This window comes from Microbulbifer maximicatervae (SeqCode), assembly GCF_056232625.1.
This window is the reverse complement of record NZ_CP174324.1, coordinates 5,023,136-5,040,602: the sequence shown is the minus strand read 5'-3', so window position 1 is coordinate 5,040,602 and position 17,467 is coordinate 5,023,136. Positions and strand designations below refer to the sequence as shown.

Genomic DNA, 17,467 nt, shown 5'->3' with positions numbered 1-17,467 from the left:
TTTAAATTATGAAGCAGTCTCTCCAGCTCAAACTCGGCGCACAGCTAACTATGACCCCCCAGTTGCAGCAGGCAATACGCCTCCTGCAGCTCTCCACACTAGATTTACAGCAAGAAGTCCAGGCAGCCCTCGACAGCAACCCAATGCTGGAAGCTGAGGGTGAAGATCTGGCTCAACAAGCAACAGCCAATACCGAGAGCAACGCACAACAAGAGCCACCAGCCGCTGTAGGGGAGGATTTAAACCACGCAGCCGCTGAGGAAAAAGAGGTTGGTGATTCCGACTGGAACCAGGATATTCCAACAGAGCTGCCCGTTGATTCTCAGTGGGACGACATTTACAGCAGCTACAGTGGCCCCGCCGAGGGCGACGACCCCAATTTTGAGCGCAACTCTTCCACCGACACACTTCAAGACCACTTGCGCTGGCAATTAAACCTGACAGCACTTTCCAGTCACGATAAATGGATCGGCGAGCACCTTATTGACGCCATCGACCCAAACGGTCTTCTCAATACCACCGTTGATGACGTAGCCACCTCCCTTCAGCTCGAAGAAGATGAGGTAGTTGCAGTCCTTAAAGCTGTACAACAATTCGAACCAGCTGGCTGTGGGGCCAGAAACCTCCAAGAGTGCCTTCTACTCCAGCTCAAGCAGCTACCAGCGGAAACTCTGTGGCTAAAGGAGGCGCAGACCATTATTGAGCGCCACCTGGAATTACTTGGTAAAAGGGATTTCAGGCAACTCACCCGACGCACACGCCTCAACGAAGCTCAGCTCGGCGAAGTGATCCGCCTTATCCAGACACTAACCCCCAACCCAGGTGAGGAGTTCAGCGGGGAACAGCCCGCTTATGTCATTCCCGACATTATTGTGTCCCGTAAGGATCACCGCTGGCTGGTCGAACTTAATCCAGAAATCACTCCAAAGATCCGGATTAATGGCCACTACGCCTCCTTGGTAAAACGGGCGGATAACTCCCGGGAAAACAATTTCATGCGGGATCACTTGCAGGAGGCCCGCTGGTTCTTGAAGAGCCTACAGAGCCGCCACGACACCCTGCTAAAGGTCGCCACGTCCATTGTGGATAAGCAGCAAGGCTTTTTTGAGGAAGGCCCAGAGGCAATGCGACCAATGGTTCTGGCAGATATTGCTGAAACCATTGGCATGCATGAATCCACCATATCCCGAGTGACCACCCAAAAATATATGTTGACTCCACGGGGAGTTTTCGAACTCAAATATTTCTTCTCAAGCCACGTCAGTACAGATTCCGGTGAGGATGCGTCATCCACCGCCATTCGAGCCCTAATTCGCAAGCTGATTGACACAGAAGTACCTCGAAAGCCGCTATCAGATAACAAGATCACTCAGGAGCTGGACAAGCAAGGCATCAAGGTTGCGCGCCGAACGGTAGCGAAATACCGCGAATCTATGGGTATCCCCTCCTCAAGTGAGAGAAAGAGGCTCATTTGAGTCACACCCCAAACACAGCCAATAAATTTGACCCCCAACCCACCTCCAGTCATACGCTACTGGCGCCTTCCGCCCCCAACCTGCAACCAAAATCCAAAATTTGAGTGTATCCTTCCATTCTGGCCCACTTCCTAGTAGGGTTGCGACCCGATAGGGGGTGAGCGCCGGCTTGTGATGCACCTTTAAGGAGAAATCCATGCAGATCAATATTAGTGGCCACCACGTCGACGTTACCTCACCTATGCGCAGCTACTGCGAAAACAAAATGGAGAAGCTGTCCAGACATTACGACAACATCACCAACGCGCAAGTAATTTTATCCGTCGAAAAACTGATCCAAAAAGCTGAGGCGACGGTACACATAAATGGTCACGACCTCTGTGCTGGATCCGAAGACAGAGATATGTACGCGGCAATTGATGCGCTCACCGATAAGCTGGACCGCCAACTGAAAAAACACAAAGAGAAGTTGCAGAACCATCGCTGAACTATGACACTGGAAGCATTACTCTCTCCCCGCCTTAGCCTTTGCCATCTGGCGGGGAGCAGCAAAAAAAAGCTACTGCTCAATATTGCCCAGGCCATCGCCGAACAATATCCCCAACACGACTCCGATACAGTTTTTAACCAACTGATCGCCCGTGAGCGCCTTGGTTCCACCGGTATCGGCGATGGTGTTGCCATTCCCCATTGCAGGTTACCCGGCTGTGATAGCCCCATTGGGGTTCTCTGTACCACCCAGCCCGCCATTGATTTTGACTCTGTCGACCGCCAGCCTGTCGATTTGCTATTTACTCTTCTGGTCCCCGAAGATGCTGAGCAGGAACATCTGGATACACTAGCCGAAATTGCCGCTCTGTTTTCCAACAGCCAGGTTAGAGATAAGCTAAGGCAAGCACAAAGTAGTGATGAGCTATATGCCCTCGCTATTGATAGTACCGCAGCCGCCTAGAGGAGGTTTTGTTAGTAACTGAGTCTCAGAGCTGACATTCGCCTCATTGTTCAGGTAGTGCAACAAGCGAAATAATAAAGACTTGATCAAAGAAAAGGGCTCTCCATGCGCTTGGTGATAATTAGTGGACGCTCCGGCTCCGGAAAAAGTTCTGCACTGCAATTACTGGAAGATGTCGGCTTCAATTGTATCGACAACCTTCCCACCAGCCTGCTCCCGGAGCTGGTTAAGAGGGTCAAGGCACAACCGCCAAAAGAAAACACACCCCTGGCCCTGGGCGTCGATGCCCGCAACCTCTGGCAAGACATAAGACAGGCTCCCAGTGTTATTGAGTCCTTGCGCGAGGCAGGAGTTCAATGTGATGTTATCTATCTCGATGCCCGCGAGCCGGTTTTAGTACAGCGATTCAGTGAGACCAGACGGAAGCACCCTCTCAGCAATGATTGCACCCATTTGCTAGAAGCTCTCAATCAGGAAAAAGAGCTGCTCACCCCTATCTCAACCATTGCGGATATGGTTGTTGATACCAGCACCCTGAGTTTGCACCAACTGCGCGAACTGATTAAAAATCGTGTTGTTGGTGAACAATCAAACAGCATGGCGATTCTCTTCCAGTCCTTCGGGTTCAAGTATGGCGTGCCTGTGGATTCAGACTTGATTTTTGACTTACGCTGTCTACCCAATCCCTACTGGGAACCAGCTCTAAGAGAAAAAACCGGTAAGGATATCGAGGTCGCTGAATTCTTGCGCTCTCACCCAGAGACCGCAAAGATGGAGGCTGACATCACCAACTTTTTGGAAAACTGGCTGCCCTCCTACCAGAAAAGTAATTGCAGCTACACCTGTGTCTCTATCGGCTGCACTGGGGGCCGACATCGATCAGTTTATATGGTTGAACAGCTGGTAAAGAAATTTTCCAAAGAGTTTGATAACGTCCAGATACGCCACAGGGAGCAACAAAAATAGATTTTTGTCGAGCAGCGCAATGCAGAAACACCAACTGACCATCATCAATAAACTCGGCTTGCACGCCCGCGCTGCAAGCAAGTTCGCGCAGACTTCCTCCAAGTTCTGCTCCAATATTAAAGTGCATTGCCAGGGTAAAGCCGTAGATGGAAAAAGTGTGATGGCCCTAATGTTACTAGCTGCAGGCAAAGGCACGGAGCTGGAACTGGAAATAGAGGGGACAGATGAAAGTGCCGCCCTAGAAGCTATCAGCACACTGATCTCCAATCGATTCGGCGAAGCTGAATAGAGGCCAGTATACTATTGCCACGAAAAGCTCACTCTAAACATTAAATCGCTAAGCTTTTACATCGCCTCCCAAATCCACCACTAGCAGTAAGGACTTGTTGTGCCCAGCTCTCCCCAAGCCGAAATCAAATTCCGCGCACAGAATCAGCTGGGTGAGCTGTATGCCGCGCTGGATAGCGGTACGGGACAAGAAGTCCGGCGCATGCTCAAGACCCTGACTCCCCAGAGTGTTGCGCAATTGCTGGAGAGCTCTCCACCGCGTATCCGCCAGGTACTTTGGAATTTGGTGGATAGGGAAATAGAGGGTGAGGTCCTGCAGGAACTCACCGACGATGTGCGCAGCCAGATCCTCGCCACTATGGATACCGAGGAGATGGTGGAGGTGATGGAAGGCCTGGATGCCGACGACATCGCCGATATACTTCAGCAGCTGCCGGAGCGGGTTGTTGCCGAAGTGCTCTCATCGATGACGGAAACCGACCGTCTCCGGGTTGAAAGTGTTCTCGCCTATGATGAGAACACTGCTGGCGGTTTAATGGATACGGACACCATCTCTGTCCGCCCCAATCTGACTCTAGATGTGGTACTTCGCTACCTTAGGCGCCATGAACAACTACCGGAATCTACCGACAGCCTTTTTGTGATTAACCGGAGGGGCCAATATATCGGTCTCTTGCCACTATCCAAACTTCTCACCACAGATCCATCGGTGACAGTTCGCGAAGTGGTCAATACCGATGTGGAACCCATACCCGCAGATATGCCCGACACTGAAGTCGCGCGCTTGTTTGAGAAATATGATTGGATTACCGCACCAGTAGTCGACGAAGATAACCGCCTGCTGGGGCGAATCACCATTGACGATGTAGTAGATGTTATCCGAGAGGATGCAGATCACTCCCTGATGAGCCTTGCCGGCCTCGATGAGGAGGAAGACACCTTTGCCCCAGTTGGGCGCACTGCTCGGCGTCGGGCCGTTTGGCTGGGTATTAATCTGCTCACAGCTCTGCTTGCCTCCTGGGTGATCAGTTTGTTCCAAAATACCCTGGACAAGGTGGTAGCCCTAGCAGTCCTAATGCCCATCGTCGCCAGCATGGGGGGCGTGGCCGGTAGCCAAACGCTGACAGTGGTCATTCGCGGTATGGCCTTAGGCCAGATAGGACGCAGTAATTTAAGCTGGCTACTTTCCCGTGAGCTGGGTTCGGCGGCACTCAATGCTCTTTTGTGGGCGCTTGTGATGGGCTTGATAACCGCCATGTGGTTTGGCGATATATGGATTGCGGTAATTATCCTTGCCGCCATGATAATCAACCTATTAACCGCCGCACTCGCTGGAGCGATATTACCAGTAGCATTGCGTGCCATGAATATAGACCCGGCACTGGCCGGCGGGGTAGCCCTTACTACAGTCACCGATGTAGTAGGCTTTATGTCTTTTCTGGGCTTGGCCACTTGGTACTTTAGCTAAACCACCTCTGAACCAAGCCCCCTTATTTACCGAAAGCGAATCAAAGATGTACGAATACGACGACTACGATGACGACCTGCCGAAAAGTAAAACTCAGGTCAAAAAAGAAATGCTCGAGCTGCAGGATCTCGGCAAGCAACTAACCGAGCTCTCCAAGGCCCAACTGGCTGAAGTCCCCATAGATGAGGACTTGCAGGAGGCTATTGCTACGCTACATCGGATCAAATCCAATGAAGCTCGCCGGCGCCAGATGCAGTACATCGGCAAGTTGATGCGCAGTGCCGACCAAGAAGCGATAGAAACAGTGCTGAGCCGCTTTAAAGAGCGCGACCAACAACACCTGCGTTTCGATAAAATGGCTGAAGACTGGCGCAAACGACTACTGGAAGAAGGCAATAGTGCCCAGGGTGAGTTCTTTGACCAGCATCCCGGTGTCGACCATCAACAGCTGCGCCAACTGATTAGGGACTCCCATCGAGAAATCAAAAACAATAAGCCACCAACCAATCAACGAAAATTATTCCGCTATCTTCGCGACTTCTTTATCCAGGAAGCGGAATAAGGGCTCCGGGCGCTCCAGAGTTAACTGGCTGGCAGCGCCCGCAATCTAGACACCAGAAGTTATTGCGATTTCTTATCCCCAGAAGCCGGCACAAAGTCCAGGGCGAGAGAATTTAGGCAGTAGCGTAAACCAGTGGGCTCCGGGCCATCTTTAAAAACATGCCCCAAGTGTTCCCCGCACTTTGATAACACCTCAGTCCGCTTCAAGCCCCAGCTGTAATCGTCCTTTAAGACAATATTTTGTGGGTAGGCAACATCCCAAAAGCTGGGCCAACCAGTGCCCGATTCAAACTTCTGCTCAGAGCTGAAAACCGGTAAACGGCAACCCGCTGTGACATAAATCCCTTTCTCTTTGTTATTCAGAAGCTTGCCACTAAAAGCGGGCTCGGTACCTTTTTTCCAGAGAACCTTATAGCGATCCTCTGGCAGGATCTGCTTCCACACAGACTTAGGGATCTGATCGAGATCAGTCCCCTCTGCAATATGCTTTTCAGCTTGAGCGACCGTCATATTCTGGTCGCGCTGATGGTCATCTGCCTCAGAACACGCCGAAAGAGTGACGGCTGTAAAAAGAAGGAGGGGCAATAATGAATGCAACGCCATCTACAGTGCTCCTTTTACAGGGGATCCTCACTAAGATTAGATGGCTATTGCACACTGCCTCTGGATATTAAAACTCAAGCTGCAGGAGGAGACCTCTCTTCAGAGCCGACCCCAACCTGTGTCTTGTTCCCCTCGTGGTCCAGAACCGCGCCCTCTCGCTTGGCGCCATCTCCATCAAACAATTTCTCAAATCGCATTTGCGGGTCTGACCAGCCACCACTAATTCGGTAACTGACACTGGCGACCTTTTTCACCTGCTTTTTAAATGCCTTACTGATCAGGTAGACACCCGCAGCTGCAGGTAAGCCACCGGCTAGAGCTGCAACCAAAGCCAGGTTATTCCCAACTGGCAAAGTAGCCACCAACGTTAAATCCAGATCTTCGCGGACTAAATTAACCCGCCCCGCCATCTGCAGTTCACTGGTGGGTCCCTCTACCTGGATGGGTACAGCGATTAAAAGCTGACCATCGCCTTCAAAGACTACTTCGCCACGCACCCTATCAAAAGCCATACCACTCTTGTAAAGGTCAGTGAAATCAAGACGCAAACGTCGCGCCCAGGTATCAAAATTAAACAGTGACAATAGACGCAACACGGTAGAGCCTGTCGCACCGGTTGATCGCAGGAATCGGCCATCGCGAATATCAACCTTAAGCTCTCCGGAGAGAAGGCTTCCTTTCACCTGAGTCGGGGCCCCCTCCCACTTCAAAGCAGTTTCAAAGATCGCCGATTTACTCTCAATCAACGGCTCATGGCCCATCTTGCGCTGGATATCTGCAAGATCATCAGCCACCAATCGGCCGATAAATTGTGATGATTGCTGCCCCTCGGCACCCCTCATCCACACCAATTCTGCACCTAGCTCGCCATTGTGTTTGCCCTGTCCCTCGATGCGGAGCCCTCTCACCGTGCCGTGGATATCACTCACCACCAAACGATCTGCAGCTGTCCTCAACTTAAATGACCAGGGGCCCAGGGCCTCTTCACCTATTTGCAGGTTATCAGCACTAAAATTGATTTGAGGCAAACTAGTAAAATCAAACTGCGCCAAAGGATCCGCTACTACCTCCTCCGCAAAGGGGTCTAAGGGAAAAGCTTCATCACTGACTTCAGCCGGTTTCTCTGGCTGAGGCAGACGCAAATGAGCCAGTTTGAGGCGTAACGGTGTACTGCCATCCAATAAGCCTGTTAGATTTCCTGCAATCATTTCACTGTCAAATTTGAGCTTCCAATCCGTCCCCACTCCCTCACCGGTAACATGGATATGCTCAATTTCTGCAGAGCCCAACCGAAGCTGATCTGTACTGAGATCCAGGCGTATCGGAAGTGGCTCACTGGCACTACCCGCAGCCTCTCCTGGATTTTCTGCATTACTTGCAACAGAACTGGCAGCGCTTGGCTTCGCTGGTTCAGACAACTGGTAAATATCCAGCAGAGACTGCCAGCGAGGCAAGTCAACAGTGGAAATATCTCCAGTGACCGTCAACTCCCGTTTGGAGGGCAAATTTGCCTCAGCATTCAAGGCGATTGCAGCCCGATCTAACTCTCCATCAATCAGCCAGAATTGCCCCTGTAAATGTTCTCCATAGTCCAAGTGGAACAAGCTGCCCTGCTCTCCAATCGGCACTCGCAATACAAAATTGGTTTCTGTTTCCGCCGTCTTGCCAAGTGGGTCAGGTAGGTTTACAGCCACACCGGCCAGGTTGGAAGTGAGCTCAAATACTGCGGCGTAAGGGGTTTCCGCTGATTTTGCAGGAATGGTCACCAGGGCTTGATAATCCATTTCTCCTTCCAGCCACTGCAGTTCTGGCCGCGAACTCCAAGCGTGTACCGACTCAACCAATGCATTGCCGTCGATAACCACCTGGGTATCCCGTGCATCCCCCTCGCCAATATGTTGGATACGAGCAGTCAGCGGGCGGCCCCACAATTTGCCATTCAGCTGGGTCCCTTCAAGGCCTGTCGCACTATCGTATTTCACCAAACCATTCAACGCAGTCGCATCGAGGCGGAGCCCTTTCAGTTGAAGGTCACCGTGCTTCAGGTTGACTTCAACCTGTTGCTCGGGAACTACGGATGACTGTCCCAAGGGTAGAGTTAAGGATACAACGCCATCCAAATTCCCCGTCAGACTCCAATCATCAAAGGCACTTCCAAGGTGATCCCTGAGTGGTGATTCACGCAATAGTCGCAACCCATCGGTAGCGGGTCCAACCACCTCAGTTTGTACATCAAGGCGTGAGCCTCCACCCTTCTGAGGGGTTACCGCAACCAGAATATTTCCAGCATCCATATTCCAGAGCTTGGCTTTATCGGCATTGACCCGCACAATTTCATCATCGAGCAACAAACGGCCATCCACATCCCTGACCTCAGGCCACTCACTGGCGTAGTCCAGGCTCGCATTTGAAAAGTCGAGCGCCAACTGAATCGTTCTGCGCTTCTGGTGAGTCGCGAATGCTTTAAGGGATTCTTCTTTACCCTCTTTGCTATAACTGCTACCGCGATAGATAAAGGCCGCACTCTCAACGCGCCCTTGATTGTTCTTACCCAGGCCAGTTTTCAACCAGCTGCGCAAATCATCGCTAACCACAAATGGCACCAGCTCTTCCTGGGTAATCACCCCCGCATCTTTTATCGATAGGGAAAGCACCAGATCCACAGGTCGTGTTTGGGCGTGGAAGGGTAGTGACAGCATAAACTGACCACCGACCTGACCAAGTTCACCGCCAAGCATCAGCGGGCCCGACAATACGTAGACTTCGTTCAACGCCTTATCGACATCCCAGGCTATGGTGCCGCTGGCTTGCTCGAACCCAAAAGCATTCTTATACAGACTGGGAAAGTGCGTTCCGAGGGGGGAACCGTCGAGTTCAACCCGGCCACTGGCGCCCTCAACCTGTAGATATCCACTCAACTGGGTAATTGCCGGGGCTCCTCGAAACGCCTCGACCGCAATATCTTCCAAGTTTGCGCTGATCTCTAACTGCCGGTCTGCACCAGCTCGCAGACGCAGGCTGCGCAACTGACCTTGGGGTTTTAGTGCACGCAACCATTCATCTGCAGCTCCCTCTAGTAACGACAAGCGATTTAAGATACTGCTCCAACCAGCGAGATCGACCAGATCGGCCATCAGGGCTATACCCTCTTGGTCACTGTTAACCTGCAGGTTCAGCGATGGCATTTTCAAGCCCTGCCAATCGATTTCAATATCCTGCAGCGCTAATCGCCAGTGCTCTCCCGGCAACCAGCGGCCCGACAAGTTGCCAGAAAAAGCGCGTAACGGAGCCAGTGTATGCTCTTCTATATCATCTCCTGCCCTTTGCATATCGGTCAGGCTTTCTACTTGGGCCAAGTCCACCTGGCCCACTATGCGATACCCACTTACGGCATCACTATGCAACCACAAGCGGCCGTCTGCCCACTTCTTCCCCTGCCAGTGAAACCGGTCAGGTAACGGGGTGAGTTCGTGAAGCAAGCTGACAATGTCTTCATCCAGTAGCAACTCATTAAGCTGCATATAGCCGCGCAGTGAGAAGTGCTCTTTATCTTTGGGGTTGCCCCGCCCTTCTAACACAATCCGTAGGGTCTCTTCATCAACCTGGCTGCTCTCCCCTTCACGGGAAATAAAAGCCCGTGCAGTCAGTCGGTGAAAATCTCCGCTATTTTCCAGCTGGATTTCAGGCAAATTGATTTCTGCCAGCTGCTCATCGGGAAGGCGCACAGTGATCGCTGCATCACTGATTTGAATTTTGGGGCTCAACTGGAATAGGCGGGCCGGATCTGCCGCTTCGGGGTCGGGTGCAGTGCTGCCTTCAAGCTTAAGCGGGGCATCGGGAAACCCCTGCAGATACCAGAGGCCATTTTCATCGCGGTTGAGCCCGGCCGAAAACTGATTCATTTGCAGGTCTTTCCAGACCAATTCCCGGTTCCAGATACTGGAAAGTAGATCCAGCTGGAATAGGCCGTGCCCCATTCTCAGCTCACCGTGTTCCCCCAGGCGCAGTCCATCCAGCTGCAATGCAACTTCAAGGGCCTCCCAACGCAGGGAAATACGATCCATCTGTACAGGAACGCCTAGCTGCTCACTAAGCCAATGACTAATCTGCGGACGATAGTTCTCTACCTGCGGGGACAGCAGTCGGCCTGTTTGCACGATGATTGCCAGTGCAATCACCAAACTTACCGACAGTAACCAGAACTTTCTTGCAATCCAGCGTATTACAACCATCGCTATACCCTCACCACCAAACAGGCATGGACCGAGCGCTGACAATAAGCTCTCTTAGCTTGCTGGCGAGTGAATAATGGATTACACAAGAACAATGTCATATTGCTCCTGGTTGTAAATGGGCTCTACCTGGAACTGAATCGGCCGACCAATAAATTCTTCAAGATCGGCGACATTAGCCGACTCTTCATCCAGTAAAAGATCTATAACCACCTGACTGGCCAGTACCATAATTTTTTCACTATCGTAAGAGCGCGCCTCTCGAATAATCTCGCGGAAAATCTCGAAGCAAACTGTCTCCGCACTCTTTAAGGTGCCCCTCCCACTGCAAACAGAGCAAGGCTCACATAAAATCTGCCCCAGTGACTCACGGGTGCGTTTGCGAGTCATTTCCACCAACCCCAGTTCGGAGACCCCGGTGATACTGGACTTGGCATGATCGCGCTCCAGGGTCTTTTCCAGGGTGCGCAAGACTTGTCGCTGGTGCTCGGGGTCTTTCATATCGATAAAATCAATAATGATAATCCCACCCAGATTCCTCAAACGCAGCTGGCGGGCAATCGCTGTAGCGGCCTCCAGGTTGGTCTTGAAGATAGTCTCTTCAAGGTTTCGATGCCCAACAAAAGCACCCGTATTGACATCAATTGTACTCATCGCCTCTGTCTGCTCTACGATCAAGTAGCCGCCAGACTTCAAGGTGACTTTGTTGTGTAGTGCCCTTCTTATTTCCTCTTCAACACCGTATAAGTCAAACAGTGGGCGCTCACCGGGATAGTGTTCCAGGCGACCGGCAATTTCCGGCGCATATTTACCGGCAAATTCTGCCGCACGGCCGTGGGCCTCTCGGGAGTCTATACGAATCTTTTCGGTATAAGGGCGCGCAAGGTCACGCAATGCGCGCATAAATAGTGGAAGGTCCTCATAGATAACCGAAGGCACTGGACGCTCCTTAATGCGCTCATCCAGCTCCCCCCATAATTTGTACAGAAAGGGGATATCTCTCAGCAGCTCTTCCTCACTCACCCCCTCGGCAACGGTACGCAAAATGAAGCCTCCATCGGCCGACAAACCATCCTCTGCAAGGCGTAGAGAAGCTGCTTCAACCAACTGGCGCAATCGCTCGCGTTCGTTCTCGTCTTCAATTCGATTAGAGATACCGATATGGCGCGTCTGCGGCATATACACCAGGTAACGTGCAGAAACCGACAGATGGGTAGTCAGCCGGGCACCTTTACTGCTGATAGGGTCCTTCACGACTTGCACGATCAGTGACTGCCCCTCTCTGACTAGCGCGCGGATATCCGCCACCTCGGCATCCCGCGCCTCCATGCCTTCTTCGTCGAGAGGCGCGATATCCGAGGCATGGATAAAGCCCGCACGCTCGAGGCCTATGTCGACAAAAGCGGCCTGCATCCCGGGCAGTACGCGAATCACCTTTCCCTTATAGATATTTCCTACAATCCCTCGCCGCGCACTCCGCTCCAGGTAGACCTCCTGGAGCACACCATTTTCTACCAGCGCAACCCGGGTCTCAGTCGGCGCAACATTAATTAACAGCTCTTCGCTCAAGATTGGCCCTCCTGCCAATAGGGAATGCCCGCATGATCCAGCATGGGGACTACTGCTTCCAATGGGAGCCCTACAACATTGCTGTAACTGCCACTAAAAGCTTCTACCAAGGCGGCACCAAAACCCTGAATACCGTAACCGCCAGCTTTATCGACAGGCTCTCCGGTACTCCAGTAATTCGCTATTTGAACTTTGGACAAGTGGCGGAACCTGACTCGAGTTTCCACTACACGGCTAAACTGTCGATCCTGTGAACGCAAGCACACTGCCGTGAAAACAGAGTGCTCTACTCCCGATAGCGCCAGCATCATGGACTCAAAGTCAGCAAAATCTTGGGGTTTTTCCAGCAGCCTCTCACCTGCCATAACCACCGTATCCGCTCCCAAAGACCAGAGTCCCTGGGGGCTGTCAGCGGCTTGAAACCCGGCGACAGCCTTGTCGTGGGCCAAGCGTTCTATGTACTCAAGAGGGCTTTCAGCAGGTTGGCGTTGTTCTACAACAGCGGGGGACAATTGGGAGAAAGGCACCCCAATCTGGGCCAACAGTTCGGCGCGGCGCGGCGAACCAGAGGCCAAAAGAAGTCGATTTTCTGAAGCGCTTGTTGTCACTCTATTACATATTCCCTGTGGGTCAGCGGCTGATTATAGCGGCACTGTTCGAAAAATGATCGATTTTTTACACTGATTTACAGTGCCGACGAGACGGTCAACGAACGTGTAAACGCCCGGAAAGCCCCCTGAGCCACGGGGTCACCCAGGGCCAGAGCAGGGCTGTAGTCAGAGCGGGCCAAAGGAACGTCAGCCCGGGTACCGATTTACCTTCAAGGCCGTGCACCCAATTGCCCACCACTTGATGAATGCCCACCAGAACAAATACCCACAACAATTGCTGGGCCGGATTAAATGCCCGAGTGCGCTGGTAAGTCAGTAAGCTGAAATAGGCGAGTACCGATAGGGCCAGGGCATGGGTTCCCAAGCTCGCCCCCGTAGCCAAATCCTGGGCAATACCGATCATCCAAGCGAACCCCACCCCAAAGGTCTGGGGCATTCGGGTAATCCAGAATATCACCAGCAAAGCCGGAAATGCCGGCCGAAACCAGAGCCACTGCTGTGGCAGGGGCATAACCGAGAGAAGCAGTGACAGCAGAATAGTGACCGCGATAAACCAGCGGTTATTCGCTTGCAACAGAATGTCCTCCGCTGCCAATGACCGCCAATACAAAGCGGCTGCGATTCATCCGTCCCCTCGGCAACACTTCAGCCTCCGCAAAAGGTTTACCCGGGTCTCTCTGTACCGAAATGACCTCCCCGACCGGATAACCTGCGGGAAAGCGGCTACCCAAGCCGGAGCTGAGCAGTAGATCCCCCTCACGAATATCACTGGTATTAGCAAGATGGCGTAACTTCAAGCGGTACAGATCACCTGTACCCTCGGCGACGGTGCGCATACTGTTGCGCAGAACCTGGACGGGAATGGCATGACTGGAATCAGTTATCAGCAGGATACGACTGTAGGAGTCACCAGCTTCAATCACCTGCCCCAGCAATCCACTGGCATCCATTACCGGGGTACCGATATCAATGCCGTCATCGCGGCCTTTGTCAATCAGCAGCACATGCTCCAAAGGGTCCGGGGTAACACCAATTACCTGAGCCACCAATACTCGGTCATCGACCATTTCTGCTGAGTTCATCAGTTCTTTGAGCTGAGTGTTTTCCGCTTTTACGGCCGCCAATAGTTGGCTGCGCTGTTCCAGCAGTAAAACCTGGCGCTTGAGACGGCTATTTTCCTCTTGCAGTTCTTCGCGCGAGCGAAACTGCTCATCGGCCCAATCGCCCACACGCTCGGGGGCTCCTGTAACCCAGTACAGTGGAGCAATAACTCCTGATAAGCGTTCTCTGACAGGCTGAAACCAATTGGTGTAATGATCGGAAACGATCAGCGAGATCGCGAGTATGATGAGAAAGCCCAGGCGGTATTCGGCAGAGGGACCGCGGGTAAATAGCGGTTTCACAGGCAATCCCCTCTTAACAGGTCAATCAAAGATGGTGAGAACAGTGCAAGCCACAAAAGATGACTCGCATTTTTTTATTACAAGGAGCTTGCGGATATAGCCACAAGCTCCCTCGCAGGTCACATAATACCGATGTCTACTAGTTAGACATCAGGTAGAGGCGGCTGCGATCCAACATATCCAGCGCTTTACCGCCACCCCGCGTCACACAGGTCAGCGGGTCATCGGCAACAATCACCGGTAAGCCCGATTCTTCCATCAACAGGCGGTCCAGATCGCGTAACAGAGCACCACCACCAGTCAGCACCATACCGCGCTCAGCGATATCAGAAGCCAATTCGGGAGGGGATTGTTCCAGCGCACTTTTAACAGCCTGCACAATACCAGTCAGAGGCTCTTGCAGGGCCTCGAGAATTTCGTCGGAGTTCAAGGTAAAGCTGCGAGGCACGCCCTCGGCCAGATTGCGTCCGCGCACATCGATTTCGCGAACTTCACTGCCTGCATAAGCACAGCCAATTTCCTCTTTGATCCGTTCAGCAGTTGCATCACCAATCACACTGCCGTAGTTGCGACGCACGTAGTTGACGATAGCTTCATCAAAACGGTCACCGCCGATACGCACCGAATCGGAATAAACCACACCATTCAGGGAGATAATGGCGATCTCAGTGGTGCCCCCACCGATATCCACCACCATGGAGCCGCTCGCTTCCTCGACATTCAAGCCTGCGCCTATGGCAGCGGCCATGGGCTCTTCGATCAGTGACACTTCGCGAGCACCTGCACCCAGGGCCGACTCGCGAATCGCGCGGCGCTCCACTTCTGTGGACTGGCAGGGAACACACACCAGCACTCTCGGACTCGGGCGCATCCAGCTATTTTCATGCACTTTCTTGATAAAGTGCTGCAACATTTTCTCGGTCACTTGGAAGTCGGCGATAACACCGTCCTTCAGCGGGCGAATAGCGGTAATATTGCCAGGAGTCCGGCCGAGCATGCGTTTGGCTTCTACTCCGACAGCCTCAACGATTTTCTGGCCATTGTAGTGACGGATTGCGACGACAGAGGGTTCGTCGAGTACTACGCCGCGATCGCGAACGTAAATCAGCGTGTTGGCAGTTCCCAGGTCGATGGAGAGATCACTGGAAAACATACCCCGCAAACGTTTAAACATGGAATTCGATTACCTTGTACTAATTATCAGCCCCCAGGTCGGGCACTGCGGGCGCGGCTTCTTTTATGGATACAAATCCTAATTAGTCCGCAAAAATAATTCTGAGTTCCGAGCCGCATTTCGAATCGGATTCTACGCAAAACACCGGAGTCTCTCATCACTCGGCAGGATTCGGCAAACTCTAACAACCGCTAGGCATCAGGGCAAGGCTGAAGGGAGTTCATTTGAGGCCCACTATCCATTACTGCCGGAGCCGGTGAGAATATAACCCCAATGTGCTAAATTTGCCGGTTCTGCCCGCCGCAAATAATCCGGGCAGTTTTCGACTCGCAACTCAAGCTGGAGGAGTCCATCACCATGGCAGTGGATACGCAAACTGTAGAAAAGCTCGCGGAACTGGCCCGTATCGCCATATCCAAAGAAACCATCGAAGAAGTCAGCAACCGCCTCGGCGATGTATTGCAACTGGTCGACCAGCTGCAATCCACCAATACCGATGGTATCGCCCCGATGGCGCACCCATTGGACGAAGTCCAGGAGCTGCGTACCGACGCAGTGACAGAGGCTGACAAGCGCAAAGACTTCCTAGAACTGGCTCCCCAAACCGAAGAAGGCCTCTACCTGGTTCCCAAAGTGATTGATTAACCGGTCCAACACTAACGAAGTCCACCTAAATACCCAGCCCTCAGCCCGTAAAGAGCCTTTAAGGGAATAACATGCATCAGCTTACTATCGCCGAGATCATCCGTGGATTGCGGAGCAAAGAGTTCTCAAGTACAGAGCTTACCCACCATTTACTCGGCCGCATCCAGCAACTGGACAGCAACTACAACAGTTTTATTACCGTCACCGAAGAAAGCGCTCTGGCACAGGCCGCAGCTGCCGACCAGCGCCTCGCTAATGGTCAGGCACCGGCACTGTGCGGTGTGCCCATCGCCCACAAAGATATTATTTGCACTAACGGCGTGCGCACCAGCTGTGCCTCAAAAATGCTGGATAATTTTATCCCTCCCTACGATGCCACGGTGGCAGCGAACCTCAACGCTGTCGGTACCGTATCCCTAGGCAAAACCAATATGGATGAATTCGCCATGGGCTCATCCAACGAAAGCAGCTTTTACGGCCCGGTAAAAAACCCCTGGAATACTCGCCGTGTGCCCGGCGGCTCCTCCGGCGGCTCAGCTGCGGCAGTTGCTGCACAACTGATACCCGGCGCCACAGCTACCGATACCGGCGGCTCTATTCGCCAGCCGGCGGCGTTGACAAATACCACCGGGCTGAAGCCCACCTACGGGCGTATTTCCCGCTATGGCATCGTGGCCTACGCCTCCAGCCTGGACCAGGCTGGCCCCATCGCCCGCAACGCCGAAGATGCGGCTTACCTGCTGTCCGCTATGGCCAGCCACGACCCGAAAGATTCCGCCAGCCTGAAGCAGCAGCCCTCTGATTACACCGCCGAACTGAATAACCCGATTGCTGGGCTGCGGATCGGAGTACCCCGGGAGTATTTTGGTGAGGGCCTTAACCCAGACACCGCAAGCCGGGTTCAACAGGCTTTGAAAGAGTTCGAGAAGCTGGGGGCAAAATTGGTAGATATCAGCCTGCCACACACCGAGTTAGCGATACCTGCTTACTACGTGATTGCCCCCGCTGAAGCCTCAGCCAACCTTTCTCGATTCGATGGGGTGCGCTATGGCTACCGCTGTGAAGAACCCAAGGACCTGCGCGATCTCTATATGCGCTCCCGTGGTGAAGGCTTTGGCGAAGAAGTGCAGCGTCGCATCCTGGTAGGCACCTACGCCCTGTCCGCCGGTTATTACGATGCTTATTACAACAAAGCCCAACAGGCCCGACGCCTGATCAAGCAGGACTTTGTCGAAGCATTCGAAAAAGTGGATGTGATTATGGGCCCCACGACCCCCTCCCCCGCTTTCGAGCTTGGCGCAAAGAGCGCTGACCCAGTAGCTATGTACCTGGAGGATATCTACACCATCGCCACCAACCTGGCGGGGCTGCCGGGTATGTCTGTACCCTGTGGCCTGGTGGACAATATGCCGGTGGGCCTGCAAATTACCGGTAATTACCTGGAAGAGGCGCGCATGCTCAACATCGCCCACCAATACCAACAGGTAACCGACTGGCACAAAGCCAGCGCCGTATAAGGA

At 52.8% G+C, this 17,467-nt stretch carries 16 protein-coding genes; 9 read left to right on the top strand and 7 right to left on the bottom strand.

Annotated elements, in window-relative coordinates:
* The first annotated feature begins 8 nt into the window (after positions 1 to 8).
* The 7 genes from ACJJI6_RS21930 to yjgA all read left to right on the top strand — a co-directional run bounded on the left by ACJJI6_RS21930 (position 9) and on the right by yjgA (position 5,711).
* Positions 9 to 1,475, top strand: coding sequence for an RNA polymerase factor sigma-54 (locus tag ACJJI6_RS21930; protein ID WP_475712053.1), 1,467 nt, complete (start codon positions 9 to 11; stop codon positions 1,473 to 1,475).
* 196 nt (positions 1,476 to 1,671) lie between these two features.
* A complete protein-coding gene (hpf, locus tag ACJJI6_RS21925) occupies positions 1,672 to 1,962 on the top strand; it encodes a ribosome hibernation-promoting factor, HPF/YfiA family (protein WP_475712052.1) in 291 nt (96 codons plus the stop codon).
* 3 nt (positions 1,963 to 1,965) lie between these two features.
* Positions 1,966 to 2,427 (top strand): PTS IIA-like nitrogen regulatory protein PtsN, encoded by a 462-nt coding sequence (gene ptsN / locus ACJJI6_RS21920; RefSeq protein WP_444896344.1) that lies wholly within the window; start codon positions 1,966 to 1,968, stop codon positions 2,425 to 2,427.
* A gap of 105 nt (positions 2,428 to 2,532) precedes the next feature.
* Positions 2,533 to 3,393, top strand: coding sequence for an RNase adapter RapZ (rapZ, locus tag ACJJI6_RS21915; RefSeq protein ID WP_475712051.1), 861 nt, complete (start codon positions 2,533 to 2,535; stop codon positions 3,391 to 3,393).
* 19 nt (positions 3,394 to 3,412) lie between these two features.
* Positions 3,413 to 3,682: an HPr family phosphocarrier protein gene (locus tag ACJJI6_RS21910; protein WP_444918013.1), complete on the top strand. Its 270-nt coding sequence runs from the start codon at positions 3,413 to 3,415 to the stop codon at positions 3,680 to 3,682.
* Positions 3,683 to 3,781: 99 nt separating this feature from the next.
* Positions 3,782 to 5,149, top strand: coding sequence for a magnesium transporter (mgtE, locus tag ACJJI6_RS21905; protein WP_413663049.1), 1,368 nt, complete (start codon positions 3,782 to 3,784; stop codon positions 5,147 to 5,149).
* A 46-nt stretch (positions 5,150 to 5,195) separates the two neighbouring features.
* Entirely contained in the window at positions 5,196 to 5,711 is a 516-nt protein-coding gene (yjgA, locus tag ACJJI6_RS21900; RefSeq protein ID WP_475712050.1) for a ribosome biogenesis factor YjgA, read from the top strand.
* Positions 5,712 to 5,770: 59 nt separating this feature from the next.
* Here yjgA and msrB read toward each other — a convergent pair whose 3' ends face one another.
* From msrB to ACJJI6_RS21865, 7 genes are all read right to left on the bottom strand, one after another.
* Positions 5,771 to 6,313: a peptide-methionine (R)-S-oxide reductase MsrB gene (gene msrB / locus ACJJI6_RS21895; RefSeq protein WP_444907481.1), complete on the bottom strand. Its 543-nt coding sequence runs from the start codon at positions 6,311 to 6,313 to the stop codon at positions 5,771 to 5,773.
* Positions 6,314 to 6,387: 74 nt separating this feature from the next.
* Entirely contained in the window at positions 6,388 to 10,590 is a 4,203-nt protein-coding gene (locus tag ACJJI6_RS21890) for a YhdP family protein (protein ID WP_475712049.1), read from the bottom strand.
* A gap of 36 nt (positions 10,591 to 10,626) precedes the next feature.
* A complete protein-coding gene (gene rng, locus ACJJI6_RS21885; RefSeq protein WP_413663053.1) occupies positions 10,627 to 12,114 on the bottom strand; it encodes a ribonuclease G in 1,488 nt (495 codons plus the stop codon).
* Complete coding sequence (locus ACJJI6_RS21880) at positions 12,111 to 12,722, bottom strand: Maf family protein (protein ID WP_475712048.1); 612 nt, start codon at positions 12,720 to 12,722, stop codon at positions 12,111 to 12,113. The genes rng and ACJJI6_RS21880 overlap by 4 nt, the downstream gene beginning before the upstream one ends.
* A 97-nt stretch (positions 12,723 to 12,819) precedes the next feature.
* A complete protein-coding gene (gene mreD / locus ACJJI6_RS21875) occupies positions 12,820 to 13,299 on the bottom strand; it encodes a rod shape-determining protein MreD (protein ID WP_413663055.1) in 480 nt (159 codons plus the stop codon).
* Positions 13,286 to 14,128 carry a rod shape-determining protein MreC gene (mreC, locus tag ACJJI6_RS21870; protein ID WP_413663056.1) on the bottom strand — a complete coding sequence of 281 codons (843 nt, stop codon included), beginning with the start codon at positions 14,126 to 14,128 and terminating at the stop codon, positions 13,286 to 13,288. The genes mreD and mreC overlap by 14 nt, the downstream gene beginning before the upstream one ends.
* A 139-nt stretch (positions 14,129 to 14,267) precedes the next feature.
* Positions 14,268 to 15,302 carry a rod shape-determining protein gene (locus ACJJI6_RS21865; protein ID WP_475712047.1) on the bottom strand — a complete coding sequence of 345 codons (1,035 nt, stop codon included), beginning with the start codon at positions 15,300 to 15,302 and terminating at the stop codon, positions 14,268 to 14,270.
* 357 nt (positions 15,303 to 15,659) lie between these two features.
* On the opposite strand from ACJJI6_RS21865, the gene gatC reads away from it, so the two are divergent.
* Together gatC and gatA are read left to right on the top strand one after the other, a co-directional pair.
* The gene (gatC, locus tag ACJJI6_RS21860) at positions 15,660 to 15,947 is read left to right on the top strand and encodes an Asp-tRNA(Asn)/Glu-tRNA(Gln) amidotransferase subunit GatC (protein WP_413663057.1); all 288 of its coding nucleotides are present in this window, start codon (positions 15,660 to 15,662) and stop codon (positions 15,945 to 15,947) included.
* Between the two features lie 71 nt (positions 15,948 to 16,018).
* The gene (gene gatA, locus ACJJI6_RS21855; protein ID WP_475712046.1) at positions 16,019 to 17,464 is read left to right on the top strand and encodes an Asp-tRNA(Asn)/Glu-tRNA(Gln) amidotransferase subunit GatA; all 1,446 of its coding nucleotides are present in this window, start codon (positions 16,019 to 16,021) and stop codon (positions 17,462 to 17,464) included.
* Positions 17,465 to 17,467: the final 3 nt, after the last annotated feature.